General features: G+C 63.1%; 16 protein-coding genes. 2 read left to right on the top strand and 14 right to left on the bottom strand.

Going from position 1 to position 25,382, the window contains the following annotated elements; all coding sequences use genetic code 11:
• Window positions 1–25: 25 nt before the first annotated feature.
• Window positions 26–409: a hypothetical protein gene (locus I3J27_RS38690; RefSeq protein ID WP_270164057.1), complete on the bottom strand. Its 384-nt coding sequence runs from the start codon at window positions 407–409 to the stop codon at window positions 26–28.
• Window positions 410–606: 197 nt separating this feature from the next.
• On the opposite strand from I3J27_RS38690, the gene drmD reads away from it, so the two are divergent.
• Together drmD and I3J27_RS38680 are read left to right on the top strand one after the other, a co-directional pair.
• On the top strand, window positions 607–3,828 hold the full coding sequence (gene drmD, locus I3J27_RS38685) for a DISARM system SNF2-like helicase DrmD (RefSeq protein ID WP_270164056.1): 3,222 nt from the start codon (window positions 607–609) through the stop codon (window positions 3,826–3,828).
• Between the two features lie 3 nt (window positions 3,829–3,831).
• Window positions 3,832–6,399, top strand: coding sequence for an Eco57I restriction-modification methylase domain-containing protein (locus tag I3J27_RS38680; RefSeq protein ID WP_270164055.1), 2,568 nt, complete (start codon window positions 3,832–3,834; stop codon window positions 6,397–6,399).
• Window positions 6,400–6,409: 10 nt separating this feature from the next.
• On the opposite strand, the gene I3J27_RS38675 is transcribed toward I3J27_RS38680, so the two are convergent.
• The 13 genes from I3J27_RS38675 to I3J27_RS38615 all read right to left on the bottom strand — a co-directional run bounded on the left by I3J27_RS38675 (window position 6,410) and on the right by I3J27_RS38615 (window position 25,123).
• A protein-coding gene (locus tag I3J27_RS38675; RefSeq protein WP_370691928.1) for an IS3 family transposase occupies window positions 6,410–7,605 on the bottom strand; the annotation gives its coding sequence in 2 pieces (ribosomal slippage) (window positions 6,410–7,344 and window positions 7,344–7,605; 1,197 coding nt in all).
• Window positions 7,606–8,111: 506 nt separating this feature from the next.
• Entirely contained in the window at window positions 8,112–8,354 is a 243-nt protein-coding gene (locus tag I3J27_RS38670; protein ID WP_270164053.1) for a hypothetical protein, read from the bottom strand.
• 333 nt (window positions 8,355–8,687) lie between these two features.
• On the bottom strand, window positions 8,688–9,746 hold the full coding sequence (locus I3J27_RS38665; RefSeq protein WP_270164052.1) for a sensor domain-containing diguanylate cyclase: 1,059 nt from the start codon (window positions 9,744–9,746) through the stop codon (window positions 8,688–8,690).
• 1 nt (window position 9,747) lies between these two features.
• A complete protein-coding gene (locus tag I3J27_RS38660) occupies window positions 9,748–12,858 on the bottom strand; it encodes a bifunctional diguanylate cyclase/phosphodiesterase (RefSeq protein WP_270164051.1) in 3,111 nt (1,036 codons plus the stop codon).
• Between the two features lie 174 nt (window positions 12,859–13,032).
• The gene (locus tag I3J27_RS38655; protein WP_270164050.1) at window positions 13,033–14,118 is read right to left on the bottom strand and encodes a branched-chain amino acid ABC transporter permease; all 1,086 of its coding nucleotides are present in this window, start codon (window positions 14,116–14,118) and stop codon (window positions 13,033–13,035) included.
• Window positions 14,115–15,125 carry a branched-chain amino acid ABC transporter permease gene (locus I3J27_RS38650; RefSeq protein ID WP_270164049.1) on the bottom strand — a complete coding sequence of 337 codons (1,011 nt, stop codon included), beginning with the start codon at window positions 15,123–15,125 and terminating at the stop codon, window positions 14,115–14,117. The genes I3J27_RS38655 and I3J27_RS38650 overlap by 4 nt, the downstream gene beginning before the upstream one ends.
• Entirely contained in the window at window positions 15,122–15,844 is a 723-nt protein-coding gene (locus I3J27_RS38645; protein ID WP_270164048.1) for a branched-chain amino acid ABC transporter ATP-binding protein, read from the bottom strand. The genes I3J27_RS38650 and I3J27_RS38645 overlap by 4 nt, the downstream gene beginning before the upstream one ends.
• A complete protein-coding gene (locus I3J27_RS38640) occupies window positions 15,841–16,605 on the bottom strand; it encodes an ABC transporter ATP-binding protein (RefSeq protein WP_270164047.1) in 765 nt (254 codons plus the stop codon). The genes I3J27_RS38645 and I3J27_RS38640 overlap by 4 nt, the downstream gene beginning before the upstream one ends.
• Before the next feature lie 170 nt (window positions 16,606–16,775).
• Window positions 16,776–17,960, bottom strand: a complete 1,185-nt coding sequence (locus tag I3J27_RS38635; RefSeq protein WP_270164046.1) for a substrate-binding domain-containing protein — start codon at window positions 17,958–17,960, stop codon at window positions 16,776–16,778.
• A 112-nt stretch (window positions 17,961–18,072) separates the two neighbouring features.
• Complete coding sequence (locus I3J27_RS38630) at window positions 18,073–20,103, bottom strand: acyl CoA:acetate/3-ketoacid CoA transferase (protein ID WP_270164045.1); 2,031 nt, start codon at window positions 20,101–20,103, stop codon at window positions 18,073–18,075.
• Window positions 20,104–20,216: 113 nt separating this feature from the next.
• The gene (locus I3J27_RS38625) at window positions 20,217–21,527 is read right to left on the bottom strand and encodes an MFS transporter (protein ID WP_270164044.1); all 1,311 of its coding nucleotides are present in this window, start codon (window positions 21,525–21,527) and stop codon (window positions 20,217–20,219) included.
• Between the two features lie 194 nt (window positions 21,528–21,721).
• Window positions 21,722–23,164 (bottom strand): sigma-54 interaction domain-containing protein, encoded by a 1,443-nt coding sequence (locus tag I3J27_RS38620; RefSeq protein WP_270164043.1) that lies wholly within the window; start codon window positions 23,162–23,164, stop codon window positions 21,722–21,724.
• Window positions 23,165–23,386: 222 nt separating this feature from the next.
• Window positions 23,387–25,123 carry a putative bifunctional diguanylate cyclase/phosphodiesterase gene (locus I3J27_RS38615; RefSeq protein WP_270172991.1) on the bottom strand — a complete coding sequence of 579 codons (1,737 nt, stop codon included), beginning with the start codon at window positions 25,121–25,123 and terminating at the stop codon, window positions 23,387–23,389.
• Between the last annotated feature and the right edge of the window lie 259 nt (window positions 25,124–25,382).

The following is a 25,382-nucleotide window of genomic DNA, read 5'->3' as shown; positions in this document are numbered from 1 at the left end:
GTTTTTCGTAAATTGCCATTCTGCTTTACTCCACCGGATCGGTGCGCAATCTGATCTCACGGCCTTCCCGTCTTCTCACAACGATCAGCTTTCGTCCTTTAGATGCTCTATCATCAAGCTCTGAGGAGTTGGATTTCTTAGAGTTGGCGGGTAGACGCCTGTGCTCCTTTACAGCTTTGCGCAAAGCAGCGCGTGCCTTGTCCGCAGCAATTGCTCGCTGTCGCTCCTTCAATTTCTTGTGTTCATCGGCTTTCTTTTTGCCTAGGAGTTTTTGATACTCGCAAGCAATTGCAAGGGTCTTCCTGCGTAGCTTGGTTGCAGCTACCTTGGGCTCCGAATCGGCTCCGCGCTCTGAATAGCCCGAGCCCTTGCGGCTTCCAATCATGAACCTATTTGCGCTTCTATACATGCAGCTTAGGCTCCCACCGAAGTTAGGCTTTTTCCAACTGTTGAGTGTCGCCCACCCAACTGTCGGTAGCTTCTAGTCTCGCCCTGCGATTGGTATGCCGCAGTGATGGGCTTACCTTCTAGCAAATAGTTGTGTGGCGCTTTAGCCGCAACTATTGTCCTATCGGGTTCGATAAGGCCACACTGGAAGCACTTGAAATGGCGGGGAAACTTGAGGCGGGGGCTTTTGTGGAGCTCCGGGGGCGCCCTTGGCTGGTCGAGGAGACCGTGAAGGGGGATGGAGAGTTCGAGTCGCTGAGGCTTTCGTGCATTGCCGACGACGCCCAGGGCGAGCAACTCGAGGTCATTTGGGATGCCGAGATCGGACCAAGGATCCTAGGCGAGGATAACTGGCAACGTGTCGGGGCAGGCGGACCGGATTCGGCCGACGTGTTCGCAGCCCATCTGCGGGTGATTCGCTGGAATTCCTCCACCGCCGCTGAACGGGACTTGCTTCAAGCGCCCTTCCGGGCGGGAATTCGGTTGGATACCTATCAGCTTCTACCTTTGCGGAAAGCCCTACGGCTGCCCCGGGTAAATCTGCTGATCGCCGATGACGTCGGGCTTGGCAAGACCGTTGAAGCCGGCTTGATCGCTCGTGAGCTCTTGCTGCGCCGCCGCATAGACTTCATCGTTGTGGCAGCGCCGCCCTCCATGACATTGCAGTGGAAGGACGAGCTGCAGGCGAAATTCGGTCTATCCTTCCAGATTGTCGACCGAGAGCATCTCGCCGAGATGAGGCGTTTGCACGGCTTTGGTGTCAACCCTTGGCGCACCGGCTCCCGCTTCATCATTTCTCATCGCCTACTCACTGATGAAACGTATGTCTCCGGCTTGAGGGATGTCCTCGGAGAGTTTCGCGCTCGCGCGCTGCTGATCCTTGACGAAGCGCATCATGCGGCCCCAGCGGGGGGATCGCGTTATGCGATATCGAGCCAGTTCACCAAAGCCGTCCGCAACATCGCAGAGCGTTTTGAACATCGCTTGTTCCTCTCCGCAACCCCGCACAATGGTCACAGCAATAGTTTTTCCGCCTTGTTAGAGATGCTCGACCCACAGCGATTCACGCGCGGAGTGGAGGTTCGGCCGAGGGATCTGGAGCCGGTCATGGTCCGCCGGCTGAAATCGGACCTTCGCCGGCTCGGCGAGGCGTTTCCAGAGCGGCGGATCGAGGCAATTCCAATTTCTGGCCTTCCGGCCGATGCGCCGGAGCTCGATCTCGCTCGCCGGCTCGCCGCGTATGGCGAACTGCGGATGGCGCGCATATCGACCCTGCCAAGCCAAAAGGCGGCGTTGGCCAAGCTTGCGTTCGTGGGATTGCAGCAACGCTTGCTTTCATCAAACGCTGCATTTGCCAAAACGCTGAAGGTTCATCGTGGTTCGCTGGCAAGGCTGATCAACGGGGAGATTACTGCGCGTGAATCACTAGCCGCGCTGACATTCGTTGCTTCGCTGAGCGGTGAGGTCACTGCTGAGCTTGACCTCGAGGATTCGGACGCCGAAGCAACATTAGATCAGGACGAAGCCTCCGCGACCGAGGCGGCGTCTCGCGCGGGGGCGCTCGGAGCTACCAAAAGCGCGCTTGAAGCTGAGCTTGCCGCGGTCGACGACATGCTGGCGGTCGCAGAGGCTTCCGCAAGCCGCCCCGACGCTCGGATTCACTGGCTGGTCGAATGGATCAAGGGCAATATGCTCGCGGGCAAGACCTGGAACGATCGACGCCTGATCATTTTTACCGAATACGAAGATACGCGCCGATGGTTGGAGCGGCGGCTGCTTGAGGCAATCGATGCCACCGATAAATCGGACGAACGCATTCTTGTGTTCTCGGGCGCCACCGGCACTGACAAGCGCGAAGCCGTCAAACGCGCCTTCAACACCGACCCCACGATCGAACCTGTCCGGATACTGCTTTGCACCGATGCTGCCCGCGAAGGTATCAATCTCCAGACTTATTGCTCGGACTTGATCCACTTCGACTTGCCTTGGAACCCTTCTCGTCTTGAGCAGCGCAACGGGCGCATTGATCGCAAGCTGCAGCCGGCAAAGTTAATCATTTGCCGCTACTTCAAGTATGAGCAGCGCGAAGCGGACATCGTTCTCGATGCCCTTGTGCGCAAGACCGAGTCGATCCGTAATCAGCTCGGCTCAGTCGGTCAGGTGATTGAAGAGCGTGTGACGAAGCGGCTAGCGGAAAGTGGCATCCGTCAGGGGACGGCCGCGGAGATCGCCAAAGCCATCGAGGCAGAGAGCGATGCCGAGCGTCTTACTCGGGCGCGGGCTGAGATGGACGATGATGAGCGCGTCCGCTTTGAGAAGATCACCAAGGAGCAGCGCGAGCTGCAACGGGTGCTGGAAGACTCGCAGGAAAAGGTCGGCGTCAATCAGGATGATCTGAGGCATGTGGTGGCTGTCGCGCTTGATCGCGCGGGCTACCATTTCGACGGGGCCCGGGCGGAGGCCGTCGGCCCGGTCGAAACCTATCGTTTTGATCCCTCTCATCTGGCCTTCAAGGGCGAGGGCAGCTGGGGCGACGCGTTCGACGATCTGCGAATCCGTCCGAGAAAGCGCGGCGAACGTTACTCGGATTGGCGGCGTAACGCGCCTATCCGTTCGATTTCTTTCAAACCCCCGGTGCTGGCGGACGGTCGCGACGCGCCGAATGTCGTCCAGGTCCATCTCGAACACCGTCTTGTCCGAAGGCTATTGTCACGGTTCATTTCGCAAGGCTTCGAATCGAATCTGTCACGCGTTTCGGTGATCATGGGGCCGGGCGCGCAGCCGCGCATCGTCCTGATGGGGCGTCTCAGCTTGTATGGCAGCGGCGCGACACGCTTGCACGAGGAGGTCATTCCAATCGCTGCGATCTGGTCCGAGGCCGAGCGTGCCCGGAAGCCATTGAAAGCTCTGGGCGAGAGCAGCGAGGCGCGGACGCTGGATCAGCTGGAGCAGGCGTTGAGAACGGCGACGCCGGCGACCGCGATGGCGGTTGCGCGCGTTCAGGCATTGATTGAGCAAGACATCACGGATTTGCGTCCCGCTCTTGAGAGCATCGCCGGCGAGCGCATTGCAACCAATACCAAGTTGCTGCGCAAACGTGGCGAGGAGGAGTCAAAGTCGCTGCGCGAATTGCTGGAGCGCCAGCGTGGCCGAATTTCCAAGGCGGCGGACGAATTCGACCCCAATCAGCTTTCTCTCCCGGGAATCGCCGAGGAGGAGCGGCGAGAACAGGAGGCGGATCGTCGTCATTGGCGAACGCGGCTTGAGCGCCTCGATCAGGAGATGAAAACAGAGCCAGAGCGCATCCTGCATTCTTATGACGTGACGGCGCATCGCCTCGAGCCAGTTGGCATTGTCTATCTCTGGCCAGTTTCAGGTTAAACGATGCGAGAGATATACCGCGATCCCGCGCTTGAATGGCTGGACCACGTGCAGCCGGTCGGCCTTGTGGTCGCACCAGCCGTGGTCAAGGATCTGATCCTTGAGCCGACGCCGCAGAGCCAGATCGACAGCGCCGAGGTCGATTTGCTTGTCGATCCCGATCCGGCGAGACCAGCCTTGGTCGATCCATGGGTCTTTGCGGAAGGGATCCTCGGCTGGGAAGCGCGGGTGGTCGCAGGCGCGCCCGGCGGTCCTGCTCTACCCGACAGTCTTAGCCTGCGCCTGCCGGAGTATGGCACGACACTTTCGCCCAATTGGGCCGTCCTTGATCCATCGGGCGGTGAGCAGCCCTGGCAACTGCTTGTCAGGCTGGAGGGGGCGGGCATCGATCCCGATCAGCGTGGCGCGCTCGGCGGCTGGGAGGCGACCCCACATCAACGTTTCGAGCGGCTGTTGCGCGAGACCGGTGTCTCCGCGGGGCTGATGATCACCGACAAGGATATCCGGCTGGTCTATGCCCCAAAGGGCGAGACGTCCGGGTGGCTTGCCTTCCCAATACGATCACTCGCGACAGTCGGCGGGCGTGCGATGCTCGGCGGGCTCAAGCTGATGCTCGACCGAGGCCGGCTCTTCACCGATGCCGAAGATCGACGTTTGCCCGCGGTCCTGAAGAAAAGCCGCGAGGCACAAGCAGCGGTATCGACCGCGCTCGCCGAGCAGGTCCTCGGCGCGCTGCACGAATTGTTGCGCGGACTCAATGCTGCCGATCCGGACGCGATCCAAAAGCTTGCGACCGAGCGGCCCGGCCATCTCTACGAAGGCTTGCTTACGGTCCTGATGCGGCTGGTGTTTGTGCTTTATGCCGAGGATCGCGATCTTCTGCCGTCGCGAACCGACGGCCGCTCGCGCGCACTCTATGACAACGGTTATTCCATCCGAGGGCTCTACGCCAAGCTGGCCCAAGACGCTGCGCTCAACCCCGATACCATGGACGAAAGACGCGGCGGCTGGGGCCGGCTTCTGGCCTTGTTTCGTCTGATCCATGGCGGTCACCCGTCGCACATCATTCAAGCACGCGGCGGTAAGTTGTTTGATCCGGATGTCTTCCCGTTTCTTGAAGGACGCGCTTTGGACGCCGAACCGACGGTCACACCTGTCTCCGACGGTTGTGTCCTGCGTGTGCTTGAAGGTCTGATGACCCTGGAAGCCAAGGGACGTAGTTCCGACCGCGCCCGCGAGCGCCTTTCCTATCGCACCCTCGACGTTGAACAGATCGGCTCGGTCTACGAGACCGTGATGGGTTTTACGGTCGAGCGGGCGGCCGGCCGCGCGCTCGCCATCAAGGCAGGCAAGAACAACCGCACGCCGGTATTCGTGAATCTCGACGCTCTGCTCGCCAAAAGCGGCAAGGATCGCGTCAAGTATCTGAAGGAAGACGGCGACCGTGCGCTAACCGCGGCACAGGCCAAGACCGTCGAGGCGGCCGAGTCTGTCGCCGAGTTGGTCGCGGCGCTGGATTCGATCGTCGATGAGCGTGCCTCGCCCCGGAAGCGTGAGCTGTCAGCCAGCACTCCGATACTTCAACCGACCGACGAGCGCCGTCGCAGCGGCAGCCACTATACACCACGTAGCCTCACCGAACCGATCGTGCGTTACGCGCTGGCGCCGGCCTTCGAACGACTCGGACCGGACGCGACGCCGGAAGAGATTCTCGCCCTGAAGGCCTGTGACCCTGCGATGGGTTCCGGAGCGTTTCTAGTCGAAGCCTGTCGCGCTCTTGCTGCGAGGCTGCTCGCCGCTTGGACGCGCTGGCCGGAAAAGAGGCCGGCAATCCCACCGGACGAGGACGAGGAGTTGCATGCTCGTCGTCTTGTCGCGCAGCGATGCCTTTACGGCGTGGACAAGAACCCTCTCGCCACCGATCTCGCCAAACTATCGCTCTGGTTGGCAACATTGGCGCGCGATCATGAATTCACTTTCCTCGATCACGCGCTTAAATCAGGCGACAGTCTCGTAGGATTGACTGAAGCTCAGATCGCGGCCGTTCATTGGAACATCTCAAAACCCGGTCTGCCACTGTTTAGGCAGCTGGTGAAGCAGCGTGTCGCCGAGGCAATTAAGGGGCGCGCGGAGATCCAGGCGGCCCCCGACGACGCCATGCGTTACGTTTTGGAGCGTCAGCATCAGTTCGTGGAGGAGCGAACTAGATTTACACGAACAATCGGAAACGCGATCATCGCGACGTTCTTCTCAAGCTACAAGCAAAAGACGCGGGAAGCGAAACTAGCGGAGGCCGAGAGTTGGTTGACCGGATCGCTAGAGGCTGCATGGGATAACCTTGCCGCTATGGCGGCGGTCTTGCAACAAGGCGAACATCCGCTCACTCCGTTTCATTGGGAAATTGAGTTTCCGGAAGTCTTTGCGAGAGATAACGGCGGGTTCGACACCGTAGTAGGCAATCCGCCGTTCCTGGCTGGAAAACGAATTTCCACTGAATACGGCGACGCATATCGAGACTGGCTGTCCATGCTCACCGCAGGAGCAAACGTAAGTGCAGACATCGTGACCTGAGCCCCAAAGGTCATCCAGCGATGGGCGGAATCCTTTGGTCATTTGAGCCTGTGTGGCTTGGTGATGCAACGGGACGGGGCGCGGAGCCCTCGACACAGCGCAGCGTCCCGTCCCGTTGCATCTCGGACGCTGTTAGCCTGGCGTAAGTTGATGGCGGCAGGTTGCCGATCCCGCTGTGCGGACGAACGGTGTTGTAATCGTCCTGCCATTCGGCGAGCAGCTCCCGAGCATGATCGAGTGACGAGAACAACGTCTCGTTCAACAACTCGTCGCGCAGTCGTCCATTGAAGCTTTCCACGAAGGCATTCTGCTGCGGCTTGCCCGGCGCGATGTAGTGCCACTCGATCCGGGTGAGCTGCGACCAACGCAGGATGGCCATGCTGGTGAGCTCGGTCCCGTTGTCGCTGACGATCATCGTTGGGCGGCCTCGTCGGGCGATCGCGGCATCGAGCTCACGACCCACCCGGATCCCCGACAACGACGTGTCGGCCACCAATGCGATGCATTCCCGGGTGAAGTCATCAACGACAGCCAGGATACGGAAGCGTCGGCTGTCGGTCAGCGTGTCGCTGACGAAATCCAGTGACCAGCGCTGGTTCGGTCCCTGCGGCAACTCCATCGGAACCCGTGTTCCGAGAGCTCTTTTGCGTCCACCTCGCCGGCGAACCTGCAGCCGCTCCTCGGCATACAGCCGCCTCAGCTTCTTGTGGTTGATAAGCACGCCTTCACTGCGGATCATGAGAAGCAGACGGCGATAGCCAAAGCGCCGGCGCACCGACGCCAACTCGCGCAGCCGGACGCGAATGGTCGCGTCGTCAGGCCGAAGGCTGAGATAACGCACCGAGGACCGATCAGCCCCAATCACTTCACACGCCCGCCGCTGACTGACCTCAAAACTCGAACAAAGGTGAGCCACAGCCTGCCGCCTTGCAACGGGCGTCACCATTTTTTTGAATTGAGGTCCTTTAGCATGGCGTTGTCGAGCATCGCCTCGGCCAACAGCTTCTTCAGCTTCGCATTCTCGTCGGCAAGGACCTTGAGGCGTCGAGCTTCGGATACGTCCAGGCCACCATACTTGGCCTTCCACTTGTAGAACGTCGCGCTGCTGATCCCGTGCTTCCGGCAAACATCACCGGTCTTCGATCCTGCCTCGTGCTCCCGCAACACCGCAATGATCCGCTCTTCCGTGAACCTCGACTGCTTCATCTCCGTCTCCCTCAAGGTGGACGGATTCTACCCATTTTTGGAGGAAGTTCAGGGGCTCAGGTCAATCCGGCTCGTCTTTATCGGATGACGGTCGCATAAGCCCCGAGCGTCACGTCATCCGAAGCTTAGGCAATTGCCTGAAAGCGCTCGAAGCGCATGGCTAATCGATCTCGATCTTGATAGTCTTTTGTTCGGCTGATGCAGCCGCTGCTTGACTGTTGCGTAGCGCATACCGCCGCTCCGCGCTATCCGTTGGGGGGAGCTAGACCTTCCGGATTAGGTCCGAACGTTACGCTCGTCTTGAGTGCGTTGCCGTCCCAGTCGGAGATAAAGGTCGGCAGAAGGGCTTGGTAACGGCCTGGCGCTGTGCCAAGAAAATAGATAATTGGTATTTGGTTCTCGTATGCCTCATTCAACCATCGATTATCTGCGGCGTCAGGGTTTTTGCCCATGAAGGCGTAGTCCAGGCTCTCATCACCATGAAATATTTGGCGATGGACTTCGCGCTAGTCATCATACCAGACCTTAGCGCCTGGCTTGGGGAACACCGTCTTAATCGACAGCAAGAAGCGCATCTGTTGTGGCTTGAAAAGACCCCGTTGGGGGTTGACCAATGCGATGCGCTCTCCCCGAAAGAGAAACCCCGGCTTCAATTCCGAGGTGGTCAGATGGTCGTGAATTTCATTCAGCCCTCGCACGCGCTCGAAGGCGGCCACTCGCATGAGAGTATCAAGACTTGGCGGATCCATTCGGTCGCTTCGCGAGCAATGTTAGCAATTTGAAGTTTTGACCCTCGCATAACACGCGCAGGATTCGAAGTGCTACCTTCCGCGAACTCCTCCGAAGATCGGCCATTTTGAAGTCGGGCGATCGCAGCGAACAAGACCAAGCGTGGCCCGGGTGTGCCTGAGGCGAGGACATGACACACCGGCGTCAGAAAACCTGCAGCATTCTGAGGGATCTTGTCTGTCACCGGTCCAGTTTCGGAGGGCAACGCTCTATCCAGCTGAGCTACGGGTGCTAGTGGAGGTTCATTTAGCCGATTGGCGAGGGGTGGGCAACCGCTTCTCGCCGGATGGCTCTCAAGCCGTCTTGCGCCGGAAAGGGGCCGGAACCTGTGCGGCCTCCCGGCCGAGGGCGGCGAATTCGGCCAGCACGCGCTCGGCGCAGATGACGCGGTTGCGGCCGAGGCGTTTGGCCACATAGAGCGCCTCGTCGGCCGCGCCCAGCAGCCGGTCGGGGCCGCCGCCGTCGGCCGCACCCGGAATGTGGCTGGCGACGCCGACGCTGAGGGTGACGTGGTCGTCGGCGCCCGCGGCGCCATGGGCGATCGCCAAGGCCATGACGGCGATGCGGATATCCTCGGCGATGGTGCAGGCGGTGTCGCAATCCATGTCCGGCAGGATCAGCGCAAATTCCTCGCCGCCATAGCGGCTGGCGAGATCGAGCGGACGCAGGGCATGCCGGCTGACGACGGAAGCGACCGCCCGCAGGCATTCGTCGCCGTTCTGATGGCCGTGCCGGTCGTTGAACAGCTTGAAATGATCGACGTCGACGAACAGCAGCGCCATTGGCCTCTGCGTCCGCAGGGCGCGGTCCCATTCGCTCATCAGCATCTGGTCGAACGCGCGTCGGTTCGACAGGCCGGTCAGCCCGTCCTTGGTGGCGAGCTCCTTCAGCGCCGCCTCCGCGCGCTTCTGGTCGGTGAGGTCGCGCAGCGTTTCCACCACCGCGATCAGATGGCCGGCCTCGTCGTGGATCGGGCCGGCGTCGATGGCGAGATAGAGCTGGCTGCCGAGCTTCGGCATCACGCACCAGTTCTCCGCGGAAAAGCCGAGCCCGTTATGGCCGCGCGCGGCATATTCCGAATAAAACTCCGGGAGCTGCTCGGGCCGGTCGAGTGCGACGAGGTCGGCGAGGCAGGGGCGCTTGGTCTCGTAGAAGGCCTGCCAGTGTTTCGTGGTGCCGATCACCTCCGAGGCGGCGACGCCGGTCAGCCGCTCGCAGGCCCTGTTCCAGATCACGACGCGGCGCTTGGGGTCGATCACGAAGGTCGGCACCACCAGATGCTGCATCAGCCGCACGGCATAGGAATCCGCGACGTCGACAGTTTTCGCCGAAGCTTTCCTCGGATTTGCCATCTCAGGCCACCGCCGCCACCGGCTCGGCATCGTTCGGACCGAACAGCTTTCGCACCTCGGCGGCCGGCTTCGGCTTGCTGAAGAGATAGCCCTGCATCTCCATGCAGCCGAGCGCGCGCAGCATCTCGCGTTGCGCCTCGGTCTCGACGCCCTCGGCGACCGTGGTCATGTTGCTGGCCGCGGCGATGTTCACCACCGCCTGCACGATCACGGGCGCGCCGCTGGTCTCCGCGATGTCGGCGACGAAGCAGCGGTCGATCTTGATCTTGTCGAACGGGAAGCGCTTCAGATAGCTCAGCGAGGAATAGCCAGTGCCGAAATCGTCGAGCGCGATGCGCACGCCGATGGAACGGAGCTGGTGCAGGATCGAGAGTGCAGCCTCGTCGTCGCGGATCAGCACGGCCTCGGTGATTTCGAGCTCGAGCCGGGAGGGAGCGAGCCCGGAGGCGGCGAGTGCGCCCGCAATCCGCAGCGCCAGCGTGTCGCATTTGAGCTGTACCGGCGAGACGTTGACCGCAATCCGCACATGCGCCGGCCAGGTCGCGGCCTCGTTGCAGGCCATGCGCAGCACCCAGTCGCCGAGCTCGTTGATCAGGCCGGTGTCCTCGGCGACCGGAATGAACTCCGCCGGCGACACCCAGCCGCGTTCGGGATGCCGCCAGCGCAGCAGCGCCTCGCAGCCCGACACGTCGTTGGTGCGCAAATCGACCAGCGGCTGGTAGTAGATCTCGAAGCCGCCATTCAGCAGCGCCTGGCGCAAATCCTGCTCCATGGTCAGGCGCGCCTTGGCGCACGCATCCATCTCCGGCTCGAAGAAGCGATGAGTGCGGCGTCCTTCGGCCTTGGCGCCGTACATCGCGAGATCGGCGTGCTTGATGAGCTGGTCGAGATCGGTCCCGTCCTGCGGCGCCAGCGCGATGCCGATGCTGGCGTCGGTGGAAAGCTGATGGCCGAGGCAGTGATAGGGCTGGCGGATCGCCTCGTAGATCCGCGTCACGAACGACAGCGCGTCGGAAGCCGACCGGATCCCGGTCTGGATCACCGCGAATTCGTCGCCGCCGAGCCGCGCGATCAGGTCGCCCCGCTTGAGGCAGCCGCGGAGGCGGGTCGCGATCGCCTTCAACAGCTCGTCGCCGACGTGATGGCCGAGCGAATCGTTGATGCCCTTGAATTCGTCGACGTCGATGTAGAGCAGCGCGAACTGCTCGCCGCCGGCGACCTTTGCCAGCTCGCGTTCGATCTGTTCGCGGAACAGCGCGCGGTTCGGCAGGTCGGTCAGCGCATCGTAATGCGCCATATGCGCGATCTTCTCATGGGCGCGCCGCCGCTCGGTGACGTCCTCGACGACATTGATGATGTAGCGCGGCTCACCGGCCTTGTCGCGGATGCCGATCCGCCGCGAGGTGATGTAACGCTGCCCGATGGTCGGCGTGCTCCAGACGTGCTCGTCGAGGAAGAGGCCGTCCGGAGATTGCAGGAGCTTGTCGTCGTCCCGGGTGACGATCTCGGCGGTTGCCGTCGGGTAAAGGTCGAACGCGGTCTTGCCGACGATGGTCTCGGACGTCTCGCCGAGTTGTTCCTCGGCGACCTGGTTGGCGAGGAGGTAGCGCCGCGTCCGGGCATCCTTCACGGTGATGCGCGAGGGAATATGGTCGATGATCTCGCGCAGGAACGTGGAGTTGCGGTCGCGTTCCTGCTCCAGATTGCGCCGCTCGGTGATCTCCTCGATCGTGGCGATCCATCCGCCCTGTGCGAGCGGAGTGTTGATGACCTGGAAGGCGCGGCCGCCGGGCAACTGATGGATTCTCGTTGCGACCGTGCCCTCGGCGACGATCCGCATGACGTCGGCACAAAACGCCTCGACGTCGCCGCTGAACGCGCCCCGCTCCTTGCGATGATGCATCGCCTCGCGGATGTGACATCCGGGCTTGATGACGTCGTGGGAGAGGCCGAACATGTCGACGTAGCGGCGGTTGCAGGTGACGATGTATCCGGCCGCGTCGTACAGGATCAGGCCTTGCGACATGTTGTTCAGGGCGGTGTCGAGCCGCAGTCGCTCCGCTTCGATCCGCTCCTGGGCCTCGCGGTTCTGCCGGTTGATCTGCCGGATGATCAGATAGAGGATCAGCGCGATCACAGCGGCCGACAGCGCGGCTGTGGTGACCATGAATCCGGTCTGCTGACGCCAGTCGGCCAGCGCTGCGGCCGTGGTGTTGGTGGCGACGATGACCAGCGGGAAATGCGTCAGCGACACGGCCGAGCCGAGCCGCTCCTCGCCGTCGAGCGGGCTCCTGACCCGGAGCGTGTGCTGACCGCCTTTGGTCAGCACCCTCTGCATCAGCGGCGCATCCTTGAAGCTCCGTCCGATCAGCTCCTCGATATGCGGATAGCGCGCCAGCATCTTGCCTTCGCGATCGAACAGCGAGATCGCCGTACCCTCGGCGAGAGCAACGGATGCAAAATAGTGCTGGTAGCTGTCCGGATCGATCCGCCGGACCATCGCGCCGAGGAAGGTGCCGTCGGCGCCGTTCAGCCGGCGCGCCACGACCGTGGTCCATTTGCCGATGATGAAGCTGCGGACCGATTCCAGGATGACCGGTTCGGCCCTGGGATCGGATTTGAACGTCTGAAAGTAAGCGCGTGAGGAGACATTGATCTTGGGCAACGGCTGGGCCCGCGACCAGTTGATCAGCTCGCCATCGGCATCGTAGATCGCGATGTCGCCGAGATAGGATACGGAGCTGATCTTGCTCCGCAGCATCTGGTTCGCCGCAGGTCCGGACATGCGCTCGCGGAACATGGCGGGCGAGGTGATCTCCGGCAGGTTCATCTGGCCGACAAGGTCGGCGGCGACGACGTCGGAATCCTCGAATTGCTGATCGAAGTGCCGCGCGATCAGCTGCACCGTGTTTTCCAGCTCGCGCTCGCGGTTGGTCAGGGTCCGTTCGCGGAATTCGCCGACGGCCACGGCAGTCACGGAGAAGATTCCCGCGACGAGCAGCACGCCGCACAGGGTCAGCCACAGGACCGGTCCGCGCCGAATGGCTGCCTCCCAGCCGTTCCTGACGGCTAGGGACATTCCGGCTGCGATCGATGCAAAGACCTGGCTCATTCCCCCTCCCTGGGGGACCAGGAATACTATGCACAGGTAGGAGAACCCTTAGGAAAGCCAGTTACCTAAGGATTAATCCGGTTGCGTAGCGACGGCCGCGTGCCGCAACGCGCGAAGCACGTCGCGGTTGCATCGTTCCAGCACCAACCGCTGCGCTGCATCATTAACCGGGGCTTAATGCGAGGCGCCCGCGCTCTTGCCACTGCCGCCATGGCGCAGCCGTCCGACCACGCCGGTCGGAAAGAAGTAGACGCTGGCGATGAACAGCAGCCCCAGCCACAGCAACCAGCGGTCGGGATGCAACAGTCCCGGCAGCAGCGGCAGCCCGGCTTCCGACGCTGCCTTGGAGGCGACGCCCATCAGCGATTGCAGATAGTTCTGGGCGAGGATGAAGATGGTGGCGCCGATGATCGCGCCGTAGATCGTGCCCATGCCGCCGATCACGACCATCAGGAGGATGTCCAGCATGATCGAGAAGCTGAGCGAGGTATCAGGACCGGCATAGCGCAGCCAAAGCGCGTTCAAGATGCCGGCGCCGGCGGCGACCAGCGCGGCGAGGCAGTTGGCGTAGGTCAGGTGGAAGACGGTGCGAAAGCCGAGCGCCTCGGCGCGAAAACGATTCTCGCGGATCGCCTGGAGCACGCGCCCGAACGGCGAGTTCACCACCCGCAGCAGCGCGAGGATCATCAGGGCCGAGACCGCAAATACCAGGTAGAAGGTCAGGATGCGGCCGTTGACCTCGAAGCCGAACAGGTTTTTTGAGATCAGCACGGTGCCGGGCCGCAGCAGCTCCGGCAGCTGGAAGCTGCGCCCGTCCTCGCCGCCGGTGAGCCAGGAGAGCTGCGAGGCCAGCACCTGGAAGGCGGAGGCGACCGCGAGCGTGATCATGGCAAAGAAGATCGCGGCGACGCGCAGCGAGAAGAGACCAATGGCGAGCGCGAGCAGCGCCGCTAGCGGCAGGCCGACGACGATGCCGGTTGCGACCGCCGCCCAGTTCGGGCCCATCCCGTACAGCGCGATCGCGATCGCGTAGCTGCCGATGCCGTAGAACATGGTGTGGGCGAACGACACCGAGCCGGTATAACCGAGCAGCAAATCGTAGGAGGCGACCAGCGCCGCGAAGACGCAGATCTTGGCTGCGACGTTCAGCGCCTTGGCGCCCGGGAACAGGAACGGCGTCGCCGCCAGCGCCAGGATGATGACGACGAGGAGAAGCGTGAGCACGCGGCTGCGCGGTGGATCGCCTGAGAGGATCATCATCGGCTGGTCACCGCATAGAGGCCGCGCGGCCGCCACATCAGAATGGCGACCATCAGCAGGATGTTGGAGACGAGAGCGAGCTTCGGCACCAGGAAGCCGCCGTAATTGGCGACCATCGCGACCAGGATCGCGCCGATGAAGCAGCCGCCGATCGACCCTAAGCCGCCGATGATGACGACGATGAAGATCAGGACGGTGAGGTCGTCGCTCATGGAGGCGTGGACCTGTTCGCGATAGAGCGCCCACATCACGCCGCCGAGGCCGGCGAGCGCCGATCCCGTCATGAACACGCCGAGGAACAGGCGGCGGATGCGATAGCCGAGCGCTTCGACCATCTCGCGGTTCTCGACGCCGGCGCGGATCAGGAGCCCGAGCTTGGTGCGGTTGAGCACGAGCTGGATCGCGATGAAGACGGCAAGGCCGATCAGCATCGCCAGCACGCGGTATTTGGCAATCGCGACGTCGCCGAGGATGAAGGAGCCGCGTAGCGAGGTCGGTAGTGGCATCGGGATGATCTGCGGTCCCCAGAGCGCATAGAGAGTCTGCTCGGCGACGATCAGGCCGCCGGTCGTCATCAGGATCTGCTTCAGATGCTGGCCGTAGACCGGCAGGATCAGCACGCGCTCGACGATCAGGCCGAGCGCGCCGGACACCGCCATCGACAGCAGCGCGGCCGGCGCCAGCACTGCGAGGTTCATCCACAGCGAGTCCGCTTGAATGGACGCCGCGAACGGTGCCAGCACCAGGGTTGCGACATAGGCGCCGACGGCGATGAAGGCGCCGTGGCCGAAATTGAGCACGTCCATCAGGCCGAACACCAGCGTCAGCCCGGAGGCCATGATGAAGATCATCATGCCCATGGCAAGGCTCGCGGCGGTCAGCGTCAGCCAGGAAGAGGTCGAGCCGATCAGCGGGATCATGAGAAGTGCGACTGCGATCGGCAGCAGGATCGGCGCAATGTCGCGCTTCGGCTTCGGCAGCGGGTCGTTTGCGGCAAGGTCAGTCACTGATGCGCCTCCAGGCTCAGGCCGAGCAACCGCTCCTGCAGCGGCACGTCGGCGGCGAGCGCCGGCATCTCGCCGCGATGGACGATGGTGCCGTTGTCCATGACCAGCACGTTGTCGCCGAGCTCGCGGGCGGCAAAGAAATTCTGTTCCACCAGAAGAATCGTCGCGCCCTTGCGCTTGATCTCCTTCAGGCACTCGATCAGCGCCATCACGATCGCCGGCGCCAGCCCCTTGGTCGGCTCGTCGATCAGCAGCAGCTTGCGCGGCTCGACGATGGCGCGGGCGATCGACAGCATCTGCTTTTGTCCGCCCGAGAGGCTTCCCGCCCGCGACAGCCAGAACCGGCGCAGCGCCGGGAAGAAGCCGAAGATCCAGTCGAGCTGGGTTTCGTCGAGCGGCCCGTCGCGCGCGGCGAGAACGAGGTTCTCCTTCACCGTGAGGTCGGAGAACACCGCCATGCTCTCCGGCACGTAGCCGACGCCGAGCCGGGCGATGTCAGGCGTGGCGAGGCTCTCGATGCGTTCGCCGCCAAGGCTGATCTCGCCGCTGGAAGCCTGCCACAGGCCCATGATGGTGCGCAGCGTGGTGGTCTTGCCGGCGCCGTTGCGGCCGAGCAGCATCGTGACCTGCCCTTGCGGAACTGCAAGGTCGATGCCCTGGAGGATGTGGTAACGCCCGATATGGGTGTGCACGCCGGAGAGCTTGAGCAGATCGGTCATGCGGCGCTCTTCGGTACGACGCCGAGATAGGCTTCCTGCACGATCGGAGACGCAATCACCTCGGCGGGCGGGCCATCGGCAACGAGCTGCCCGTTATGCAGCACGATGATGCGGTCGGCGAGTGAGCGCACCACGTCCATCTTGTGCTCGACCAGCAGAATGATCTTGCTCTTGTCCTGCTTGAGCTGGGCGATCAGGTTCAACACGACCGGCACCTCGTCGATGCTCATGCCGGCAGTCGGCTCGTCGAACATGAACACTTTTGGTTCGAGCGCGATCATCAGCGCGACCTCCAGCTTGCGTTGGTCGCCATGCGAGAGCGCAGTTGCCGCGACGCCGCGGCGATTGCCGAGCGCGACCTGGTCGAGGATGCCATCGGCGCGCGCGATCAGGTCGCGACGGACCATCCAGGGGCGCAGCATTTCGTAATGCGTGCCATCAGCCGCCTGCACCGCGAGGCGGACGTTCTCTTCGACCGAGAGATTCGGAAACAGGTTGGTGAGCTGGAATGCGCGTCCGAGGCCTGCGCGGGTGCGCATCGGCGCGGACTGCTGGGTGATGTCGGTGCCGCCGAACAGGATGCTGCCGTTCGAGGCGCGGAGCTGGCCCGAGATCAAATTGAAATAGGTGGTCTTGCCGGCGCCGTTCGGCCCCACGATGGCGGTGAGCTCGCCCGGACGGAACGTGCAGGTGACGTTGTTGACCGCGACATGGCCGCCGAAGCGGATGGTGAGGTCGCGGGTTTCGAGAGAGAGTGGCATTGAGGTCCGGCGAATAAAAGGGGTCAGACGTATCCACGATCACGCTGCGCTCCCTCCCCCGCTTGCGGGGGAGGGCGGGGGAGAGGGTGCTTCCGCAATTGGGATAATCCCCTAGAGGAGAAACCCTCTCCCGGCCTCTCCCGCAAGCGGGAGACGTGAAGCAAGAAAGATCAACGCTTGTTGCGGACCGGAACGTCCATGTCCTCGATCTTCAATTCGCGCACCGGCTCGAGCACAGCCCAGGCGACGTTCGGATCGACCTTGACCTTGAAGTGATACATGCTCTGGAGCGCCTGATGGTCTTCCTTGCGGAACACCATCTTGCCCTTCGGCGTGTCGAACTCCAGGCCTTCCATCGCCGTGATCAGTTTCTCGGTGTCGGTCGACTTCGCCTTGGTGACGGCGCCAACGACGGACATCGCGGCAGCGAAACCGCCCGCGGTGAAGAAGTCGGGCGGCGACTTGAAGCGCTTCTGGTGCTCGGCGACCAGCCAGTCGTTCACCGGGTTCTTCGGGATCTCGTAGAAATAATAGGTCGCGCCTTCCATGCCCGGCATGCCTTTGTAGGCGGCGAGCGCCGGCAGGATGTTGCCGCCGGTCGACAGCTCGATGCCGTAGCGCTTCGGATCCATGTCCTGCAGCTTGGACGGCGGGTTGCCGGCACCGGCCCAGATGATCCAGATGATCTTGCGGCCCGGCTTGTCCTTCAGCGCGTCGAACAGGCGCTGACCGACCGCGGTGAAATCGGTGGTGTTGGCCGGGGCGTACTCCTCGGCAGCCAGCGTCGCACCCGTCTTGGCCAGCGCTTCCTTGAAGGCGGCGACGCCGTCACGGCCGAACGCGTAATCCTGCGCCAGCGTCGCGACGGTGACGCCCTGCTTGCCGATCGCGACCGCGTTCGAGATCGCGTCCTGCGACGAGTTGCGCGCGGTGCGGAAGATGTAGCGATTCCACTTCTCGCCGGTAATCTGGTCCGCGACTGCGGGCTCGACGATCAGGATCTTCTTGTTCTCCTCCGCGACGGGGAGCATCGCCAGTGCTGCGGCCGACGAGGTCGTGCCGATCGCGATGTCCGCCTTGTCGTCCTGATAGGCTTCCGCAAGCGCCGTCTTGGCAAGGTCGGGCTTGCCCTGGTCGTCCTTGGTGATGATGACGATCTTGCGGCCGTCGAGCATCATGGTGCCCTTGGTGGCGTATTCGAAACCCATCTGCAGGCCGGTCTCGGTCTGCTTGGCATAGGCTTCGAGCGGACCGGTCTTGCCGTAGATCAGCGCGACCTTGAGATCGTCGGCTCGTGCGGAGGTCCCCGCGGCGAGGGCGAGGATGGTTGTTGTTATGATGAGTGATCGACGCACGATGGTCCCTCCTGATTTAAAGTTTCTCGGCAACAGCGATTTGCACAACACTACGAACATTGCAATTGAACCTTCCGGTGGAGCGTGTCGGCCTTTCGAGCATGCATCATTTTTAGGCCTGCCGCATGACGCGCGCCGTGCCGGTGCCTTCGACCTGACGCCAGTCCGACTGCGCCTCGTCCGCGCTCTCGAAAATATGCGGCGCAACGCCGCGCTTCTCCAGGGCTTCGCCGAGCTTGATGCGCAGGAAACCCGACGTGGTGTAGCGCGACACGCCGGAATAGAAGCGGTCGACCAGACTGCGCACCATGGCCGAATAATCGTCCATCAGTTCCGGCAGAATGGAAAAATTGTCATAATTGACGATGGCGTAGACCCGGCGGCCGAGCGGGGTGAGCTTGGCCTCGACGATCGAAGCGATGGTGGCGATCTCGGCCTTGCTGCGCAGCGGATAGCGTTCCAGGTTGACGAAGAACAGGCTCTGCTGCTCGTCCAGCGTGAAGCGCTGGTCGAGCGGGATGGTGAGCAAGCGCTCGCGCAAATCCATCAGGCCGTTGCGGAAGATGCGCTCGTCCATCACGATGGGATCGCGCGGGATCAGCGGCTTGAAATCCATCAGGCGTAAGATGTCGCGCTCGATATCGATGCCGGGCGCGACTTCGGTGAGCTCGAGCCCGTCGGGCCTGAGCTCGAACACGCAGCGTTCGGTGACGTAAAGCGCGCGCTGCCGCCGCGCGGCGGCAAACGGGCCGCTGAAGGTGACCTGCTCGACCTTGTCGACGAACTTGCGTGATGTCGCCTCATTGAGGATGACGAGCTTGCCGTCATTTACCGCAATGTGCTGCTTGCCCGCGCCGAAGGTGCCGACGAAGATGACCTCCTTGGCGTTCTGGCTGATGTTGATGAAGCCGCCGGCCCCGGCGAGCTTCGGTCCGAACTTGCTGACATTGAGGTTGCCGGCGCGGTCGACCTGGGCGAGGCCGAGGAAGGCGGCATCTAACCCGCCGCCATCGTAGAAGTCGAACTGGTAGGGCTGGTCGATCACTGCCTGGGTGTTGATCGCCGCACCGAAATCGATGCCGCTCGCCGGGATGCCGCCGATCACGCCCGGCTCCGCCGTCAGGGTGATGAGATCGATGATCCGCTCCTCGTTGGCGACCGAGGCGATCCCCTCGGGCATGCCGATGCCGAGATTGACGACGCTGTTGGCCTTGAGCTCGAGCGCGGCGCGCCGGGCGATGATCTTGCGCTCGCTGACTGGCATCACCGGGAGCGAGGCGGCGCGGACGCGGATCTCGCTCGCATAGGCCGGATTGTATGGCGTGCCGAACGTCTGCCAATGGTTCTCGGGTTTCGCCACGACGATGCAGTCGACGAGGATGCCGGGAATCTTGACCTGGCGCGGATTGAGGCTGCCGGCCTCGGCGACGCGCTCGACCTGGGCGATGACGATGCCGCCGGAATTATGCGCCGCCATGGCGATGGCGAGTGCCTCCAGCGTCAGCGCCTCTTTCTCCATGGTGAGGTTGCCGTCGGGATCGCCGGTGGTGGCGCGGATGATCCCGACCTGAATCGGGAACGTCTTGTAGAGCAGGCACTCCTCGCCGCCGATTGTGATCAGCTCGACCATGTCTTCGGTGGTGCGCGCATTGAGCTTGCCGCCGCCGTGCCGGGGATCGACGAAGGTGCCCATGCCGACGCGGGTGATGTGGCCGGGCCGGTGCGCGGCGATGTCGCGGAACAGATGCGTGATGACGCCCTGCGGCAAATTGTAGGCCTCGATCTGGCCCGTGATCGCGAGCTGCTGCAATTTCGGGGCAAGGCCCCAATGCCCGCCGATCACGCGACGGACGAGGCCCTCATGCGCGAAATGATTGAGGCCGCGCTGCTTGCCGTCGCCCTGGCCTGCCGCATAGACCAGCGTCAGATTGCGCGGCTTGCCCTGCGTGTAGGGCGCGTCACCTTCGCTCGCGAGATAAAGCTCCTCCAGCGCGATCGCGATCTCCTCGGCAAAGCCGATGCCGACGAAGCCGCCGGTCGCCACCGTGTCGCCGTCGCGGATCAGCATGACCGCTTCGGCCGCCGTGACGACCTTGCCCTTCTCGGAATTGGGCAGGTAAGGCAAAGCTGGGTGATGGCTCACGGCGTTCCTCCCGGTCTTCTCGACCGCATGCCGTCGTTGTTGTGGGTTGATCCTATCGCGAGGAGCAGCCCTGGAACAGGCTGCTCCTGCGATCGAAGACGCGATCAGGCCGTTCAGGTCTGAACTATCTTGCGTGTTTCGGTGGCGAAATAGACCGACACGATGGTGATGAGCGCCAGCGCGATCATGTAGAGCGAGATCGGCCAGGTTGCCGGCGCGTAGGCCGTCATCAATCCGGTCGCGATCAGCGGCGACAGCGCGCCGGCGAAGATCGAGGCGAGGTTGTAGCCGAGCGAGACGCCGCTATAGCGCACCTTGGTGCCGAACAGCTCCGACAGGAAGCTCGCCTGCGGGCCGTACATCGCGGCATGGCCGATGGCGAGACCGAGCACGATCGCGATCCAGGCATATTGCGGGTTCTTGGTCGCCAGCAGCATGAACAGCGGGAACGACATCAGCGCCGAGAACACCGCGCCGAAGATGTAGATCGGCCGCCGCCCGACCTTGTCGGAGAGCGCGCCGAAGGCGGGGATGGTGAAGGTCTCGATCGCCGCGCCGATCAGCACGCCGTTGAGCATGTCCTGCTTGTTCATGCCGAGCGATTGCGTCGCATAAGCCAGCACGAAGGTCGCGTAGATGTAGAAGAAGCCGTTTTCGGCAAAGCGCGCGCCCATCGCGAGCAGGATGTTCTTGGGATACATCCGGATCGCCTCGACGATCGGCATCTTCACGTCCTGCTTGCTGTCCTTGACCTTCTGGAACTCCGGCGATTCCGCGATGGTGAAGCGGATCCAAAGGCCGACCAGCACCAGCGCGATCGAGAACAGGAACGGGATGCGCCAGCCCCAGGCCAGGAGCTGGGCGTCGGTCAGCATCGCGGACACCACCGAGAACACCAGCGTGCCGAGCACGAGGCCGAGCGGCGCCCCGAGCTGCGGCCAGCTGCCGTAAAAGCCGCGTCTGTCCGCAGGCGCGTGCTCGACCGCCATCAGCACCGCGCCGCCCCATTCGCCGCCAAGTCCAAAACCCTGGACCAGCCGGCAGGTGACGAGCAGAATCGCGGCCCCGATGCCGGCGGTCTCATAGGTCGGCAAAAATCCGATCGCTGCGGTCGCAGCGCCCATGATGAGCAGCGTCAGATAAAGCATGGTCTTGCGGCCGATCTTGTCGCCGTAATGGCCGAACACGACGCCGCCGAGCGGGCGGGCGATGAAGCCGAGCGCGTAGGTCGCAAACGCCAGCAGCGTGCCCATCATGGGATCGAAGGTCGGGAAGAACAGCTTGTTGAAGATCAGCGCCGCGGCGGTGCCGTAGAGGAAGAAGTCATACCACTCGATGGCCGTGCCGATCAGGCTCGCGGTGGCGACCGTGACGTGCGAGGGCTGCTTGGCCTGAAGCTGATGAACCGTGATCGCTTCACTCATCTGGCGTTCTCCCTGATTGCGAATGCGCATGTGCGGCATGCGTCATTGTGCAAAGCGAAGAGCAAGCGCCGCGCCAGATGGCGTCGTTTTGCGCAAATGGCCGAAAACCCAGCAATTTCAGCGTTGGTCTCGGGACCGGGCCGCACGGCGCGTTGTCCGGAATCCGAGACTCCGGACAGTCCGTGTCTCGAAACTCAGACGGAGGCGGGTCCGGCGGCGAGGCCGAACTTGGCGAGCTTCTTGTAGAAGGTCGCGCGCGAGATCCGCAGCATCCTGGCGGCCTCGGAGATCTGGCCGTTGCTGGCGGCGAGCGCCTGTTCGAGCGTGTGCTTCTCGAACTCCGCCTCGGCCTCGGCGTAGGGCACGACGAGTCCGGCCGGGCGCGCCGGCGCTGCGGACCTGAGTTCGGCGCCGACGGGAAGAATGCGCGCGACGTCGTCGCCGGTCAGCCGCCCGGAATCGCTGAGGATCAGCGCGCGCTCCAGGATGTTGCGGAGCTCGCGGACGTTGCCCGGCCAGTCGTAGCGCGCAAGCGCGGCGAGCGCGCTCGGCGTGATCCTGGCGCTGACATAGTCGCCGGACGCGCTGATGTCCTCGAGCAGCCGGGCGCAGATATCAGGAAGATCGTCCAGGCACTGGCGCAGCGGCGGCAGGTCGATCGAGAGCACGTTGAGGCGATAGTAGAGGTCGGGCCGGAACGTGCCGTCGCTGACGCGCTTGCGCAGGTCCACATTGGTGGCGGCAACCACGCGCACGTCGACCCTGGAGACCTTGTCGGAGCCGAGCGGCTCGATCTCGCGCTCCTGGAGCGCGCGCAGCAGCTTGGCCTGCAATTGCAGCGGCATCTCGCCGATCTCGTCGAGGAACAGCGTGCCGCCGTCGGCGATACGGAATTTGCCCTCGCGGCCCCGTCGGTCGGCGCCGGTATAGGCGCCCGGCGCGGTGCCGAAGAATTCGGATTCGATCAGCGTGTCCGGGACCGCGGCGACATTGACGCTGACGAACGGCTTCTCCGCGCGGGATGACGCGTTGTGAATGGCCTGCGCCAGCATTTCCTTGCCGGTTCCGGTCTCGCCGGTGAGGAGTACCGTGACGCTCTGCCGCGCGGCACGGTTTGCGAGCTCCTTGGCCTGCGCGATTCCCGGCGAGGTGCCGACGAAGTCGGCGAAGGTGAAGCGGGCCGCGCGGGCGTTGGACAATTGCCGGCGCGCCAGCCGCAGATCGCTCTCGAGCTGGGCGACGCGGGCGAGCAGCGGCTTGAGGCTTTCGAGGTGGTCGTAAAGCACGAAGCCGATCGCGCCGATCACCTTGCCGTTCTCGTCCTCGATCGGCATGCGGGTGACGACGAGCTGCTCGCCGCCGAGCTCCATGATGTCGAGCAGGATCGGCTCGCCGGTCTCGGCCACCTTCCGCATCAGGCTGTTCGGAATGACCTCCTCGATCGGCCGGCCGATCGCCTCGAAGGTCTGCTTGAGGCCGAGCGAGGCGAGGTATTTTTCGTTGACGTAGACGACCCGCCCGCCGCGATCGATCGCGATTGCGCCCTCGCAGAGGTTCTCCAGCCGCTCGAACAGCGTCTCCATCGCGCGTGCGCGGAGATAGGCGGGATCGCTGATGGAGGTGGAAGAGGCAGGCATGACACACCCCGCGGGAAGTCCGCCTGTTTATTAGCAAAAGGGCAGCGATTTCAAAGGGGGAAATGAGTTCGGGGACCTGGACCGCCCCTACGATTGTCATGCCCCGCGAAGGCGGGGCATCCAGTACGCCGCGGCCTATCGATTCAACCACTACCGTCTCGGCGTACTGGGTCGCCCGATCAAGCCGGGCGACGACATCGAGATTGCAGCGCCACGCTTGCCCTACCGCCGATACCCGTTCGCGCGCGAATAGCCCTGGCGGTTCTGCTGCATCGGGCGGCTCGCCACGCTGGCGCGCGACTCGCTGGAGGCGGGCGTTGCGAGCTTCAGCTCCTCCAGGAAGATCGGCCGGGCGAAATAATAGCCCTGCGCATAGCGGATCTTGGTCGCGGCCTGGAGATAGGCCAGCTCCTCGTAGGATTCGAGGCCCTCGGCGATCACGGTCATGCCGAGCGCGTCGCTCAAGGATTCGATCGCGCGCAGGATGCCCTGGCTGCGCGGGCGCTTATGGATGTCGGTGATGAAGGAGCGGTCGATCTTGATCTCGTCGGCGGTGATGTCGGCGAGCGCCGAGAGCGAGGAATAGCCGGTGCCGAAATCGTCGATCGAGATGCCAACGCCGAGCTTGCGGAACATCGGCAGGATCTCGGTCTGGAAATGATTCTTGGCGACGAAGGCGTCTTCCGTCACCTCGATCATGAAGCGCTGCGGAAAGCCGGTCTCCTCCAGCGCCAGCGCAAAGCTGCGCATGAACTCGGGATTGCCGGCCTGCTTGGCGGCGACATTGATGCTGATCGTCGCTTCCGCGCCGAAGGTGTCGTTGATCAGATCGATCGACTTGACGATCTCGGCGAGCACGAGATGGGTCAGCTCGTCGATCAGCCCCAATTCGCCGGCGAGGTTGATGAACGAGCCCGGTGCCTGGATTACGCCTTCGTCGTCGCGCAGGCGCACTAGGGCCTCGATGCCCTTCACGGCCTGCGTGCGGATGTCGACCTTGGACTGGAAGGCGCAGCAGAACCGCTTTTCGAGGATCGCGAGCCGCAGCGACTGCTCGATCTTCATCCGCGCCAGCGCTTCGCGCTCCATGCTGGAATCGAAGAAGGCCGCCGATCCCTTGCCGTCGTTCTTGATGCGATACATCGCGATGTCGGCGTTCTGGCGCAGCGTCTCGAAGCTGCGGCCGTGATCGGGATAGAGACTGACGCCGACCGAGGTGGAGGCGAACACTTCCGAATTGTCGATGAAGAACGGCGCGGTCAGCCGCTCCAGCGTCGACTGCATGAACTCGGCGACTTCCTCCTGGCTCTGGATCGGCGACAGCAGCAGCAAGAATTCGTCGCCGGAGATGCGCGAGAGCATGTCGGAATCGCGCAGGTCGCGCCCGAGCCGCTTCGACAGCTCGACCAGCAGCGCATCGCCGACGGCATGGCCGTAATAGTCGTTGATGTGCTTGAAATTGTCGACGTCGAGAAAGGCAAGCGCGAAACGATCGCCCTTGCTGTCGCGCGCGAGCAGGCCGTTGGTGCGATGCTCGATCACGCGCCGCGAGGGCAGGCCGGTCAATTCGTCGAAATAGGCCGAGCGAAACAGCTGGTCCTCGAAGTTCTTCTGCTCGGTGATGTCTGAAGAGGCCGAGATCAGCAACTCGCGTCCGGCATGGCTGATCGGGCGATGGGTGGTCAGCAGCACCTGGCGTGCAGCTCCGTCATGGAGCGCTTCCTCGGTGACGACTGCCTGGCCGGCGCTCAGAGCGCGCCGGCAGGCGTCGCGGCGCTGTGCGAGATCCGGCGCGGGACGGCTGCCATCCATGCCGAGCTGGCTGGCTGCGGCATCGTTAACCAGCAGAAGCTCGCCTTGCGCGTCCTGCACGGTCAGGCCGGCAGGCAGCATTCTAACGATTTCCTTGAGAAACCCGAGCTCGGCTTCACTCGCGCCGGAATATTTGTTGTCGTTCATAGAAGTCATGAATCTTCTTGTTCAGCGCGCCTTTGCAATGGGCGCGATCTTGCGCAGTTCCCTCTTAGGTTTGGTTAAGGGGTCCGCAGAAATACGGGGGTGTTTTGCGGCGATGCGACACGTGCAATCCATCGTCATTAACAGAGCGTCAACGGCGCATGCGAAACTGCGAGCGGAGCGCGCGGTTCGCTTTCGCTTGTTTCAAGTCTGGCCGCGGGATGGCTCGACTGAAATCAGTGCGAGCCGCAGTCGACGTCCG

This window comes from Bradyrhizobium xenonodulans (assembly GCF_027594865.1).
GTDB lineage: Bacteria > Pseudomonadota > Alphaproteobacteria > Rhizobiales > Xanthobacteraceae > Bradyrhizobium > Bradyrhizobium xenonodulans.
Note: the sequence above shows the minus strand (reverse complement) of the source record. Positions and strands in the feature narration are given on the sequence as shown.

Excerpts from the sequence above, each read along its gene's own strand:
- I3J27_RS38625 (WP_270164044.1), bottom strand. The coding sequence starts at position 21,527 with ATGAGTGAAGCGATCACGGTTCATCAGCTTCAGGCCAAGCAGCCCTCG.
- I3J27_RS38620 (WP_270164043.1), bottom strand. The coding sequence starts at position 23,164 with ATGCCTGCCTCTTCCACCTCCATCAGCGATCCCGCCTATCTCCGCGCA.
- I3J27_RS38690 (WP_270164057.1), bottom strand. The coding sequence starts at position 409 with ATGTATAGAAGCGCAAATAGGTTCATGATTGGAAGCCGCAAGGGCTCG.
- I3J27_RS38615 (WP_270172991.1), bottom strand. The coding sequence starts at position 25,123 with ATGAACGACAACAAATATTCCGGCGCGAGTGAAGCCGAGCTCGGGTTT.
- I3J27_RS38645 (WP_270164048.1), bottom strand. The coding sequence starts at position 15,844 with ATGACCGATCTGCTCAAGCTCTCCGGCGTGCACACCCATATCGGGCGT.
- drmD (WP_270164056.1), top strand. The coding sequence starts at position 607 with ATGGCGGGGAAACTTGAGGCGGGGGCTTTTGTGGAGCTCCGGGGGCGC.
- I3J27_RS38670 (WP_270164053.1), bottom strand. The coding sequence starts at position 8,354 with ATGGATCCGCCAAGTCTTGATACTCTCATGCGAGTGGCCGCCTTCGAG.
- I3J27_RS38665 (WP_270164052.1), bottom strand. The coding sequence starts at position 9,746 with ATGGCAAATCCGAGGAAAGCTTCGGCGAAAACTGTCGACGTCGCGGAT.
- I3J27_RS38680 (WP_270164055.1), top strand. The coding sequence starts at position 3,832 with ATGCGAGAGATATACCGCGATCCCGCGCTTGAATGGCTGGACCACGTG.
- I3J27_RS38640 (WP_270164047.1), bottom strand. The coding sequence starts at position 16,605 with ATGCCACTCTCTCTCGAAACCCGCGACCTCACCATCCGCTTCGGCGGC.
- I3J27_RS38655 (WP_270164050.1), bottom strand. The coding sequence starts at position 14,118 with ATGATGATCCTCTCAGGCGATCCACCGCGCAGCCGCGTGCTCACGCTT.
- I3J27_RS38660 (WP_270164051.1), bottom strand. The coding sequence starts at position 12,858 with ATGAGCCAGGTCTTTGCATCGATCGCAGCCGGAATGTCCCTAGCCGTC.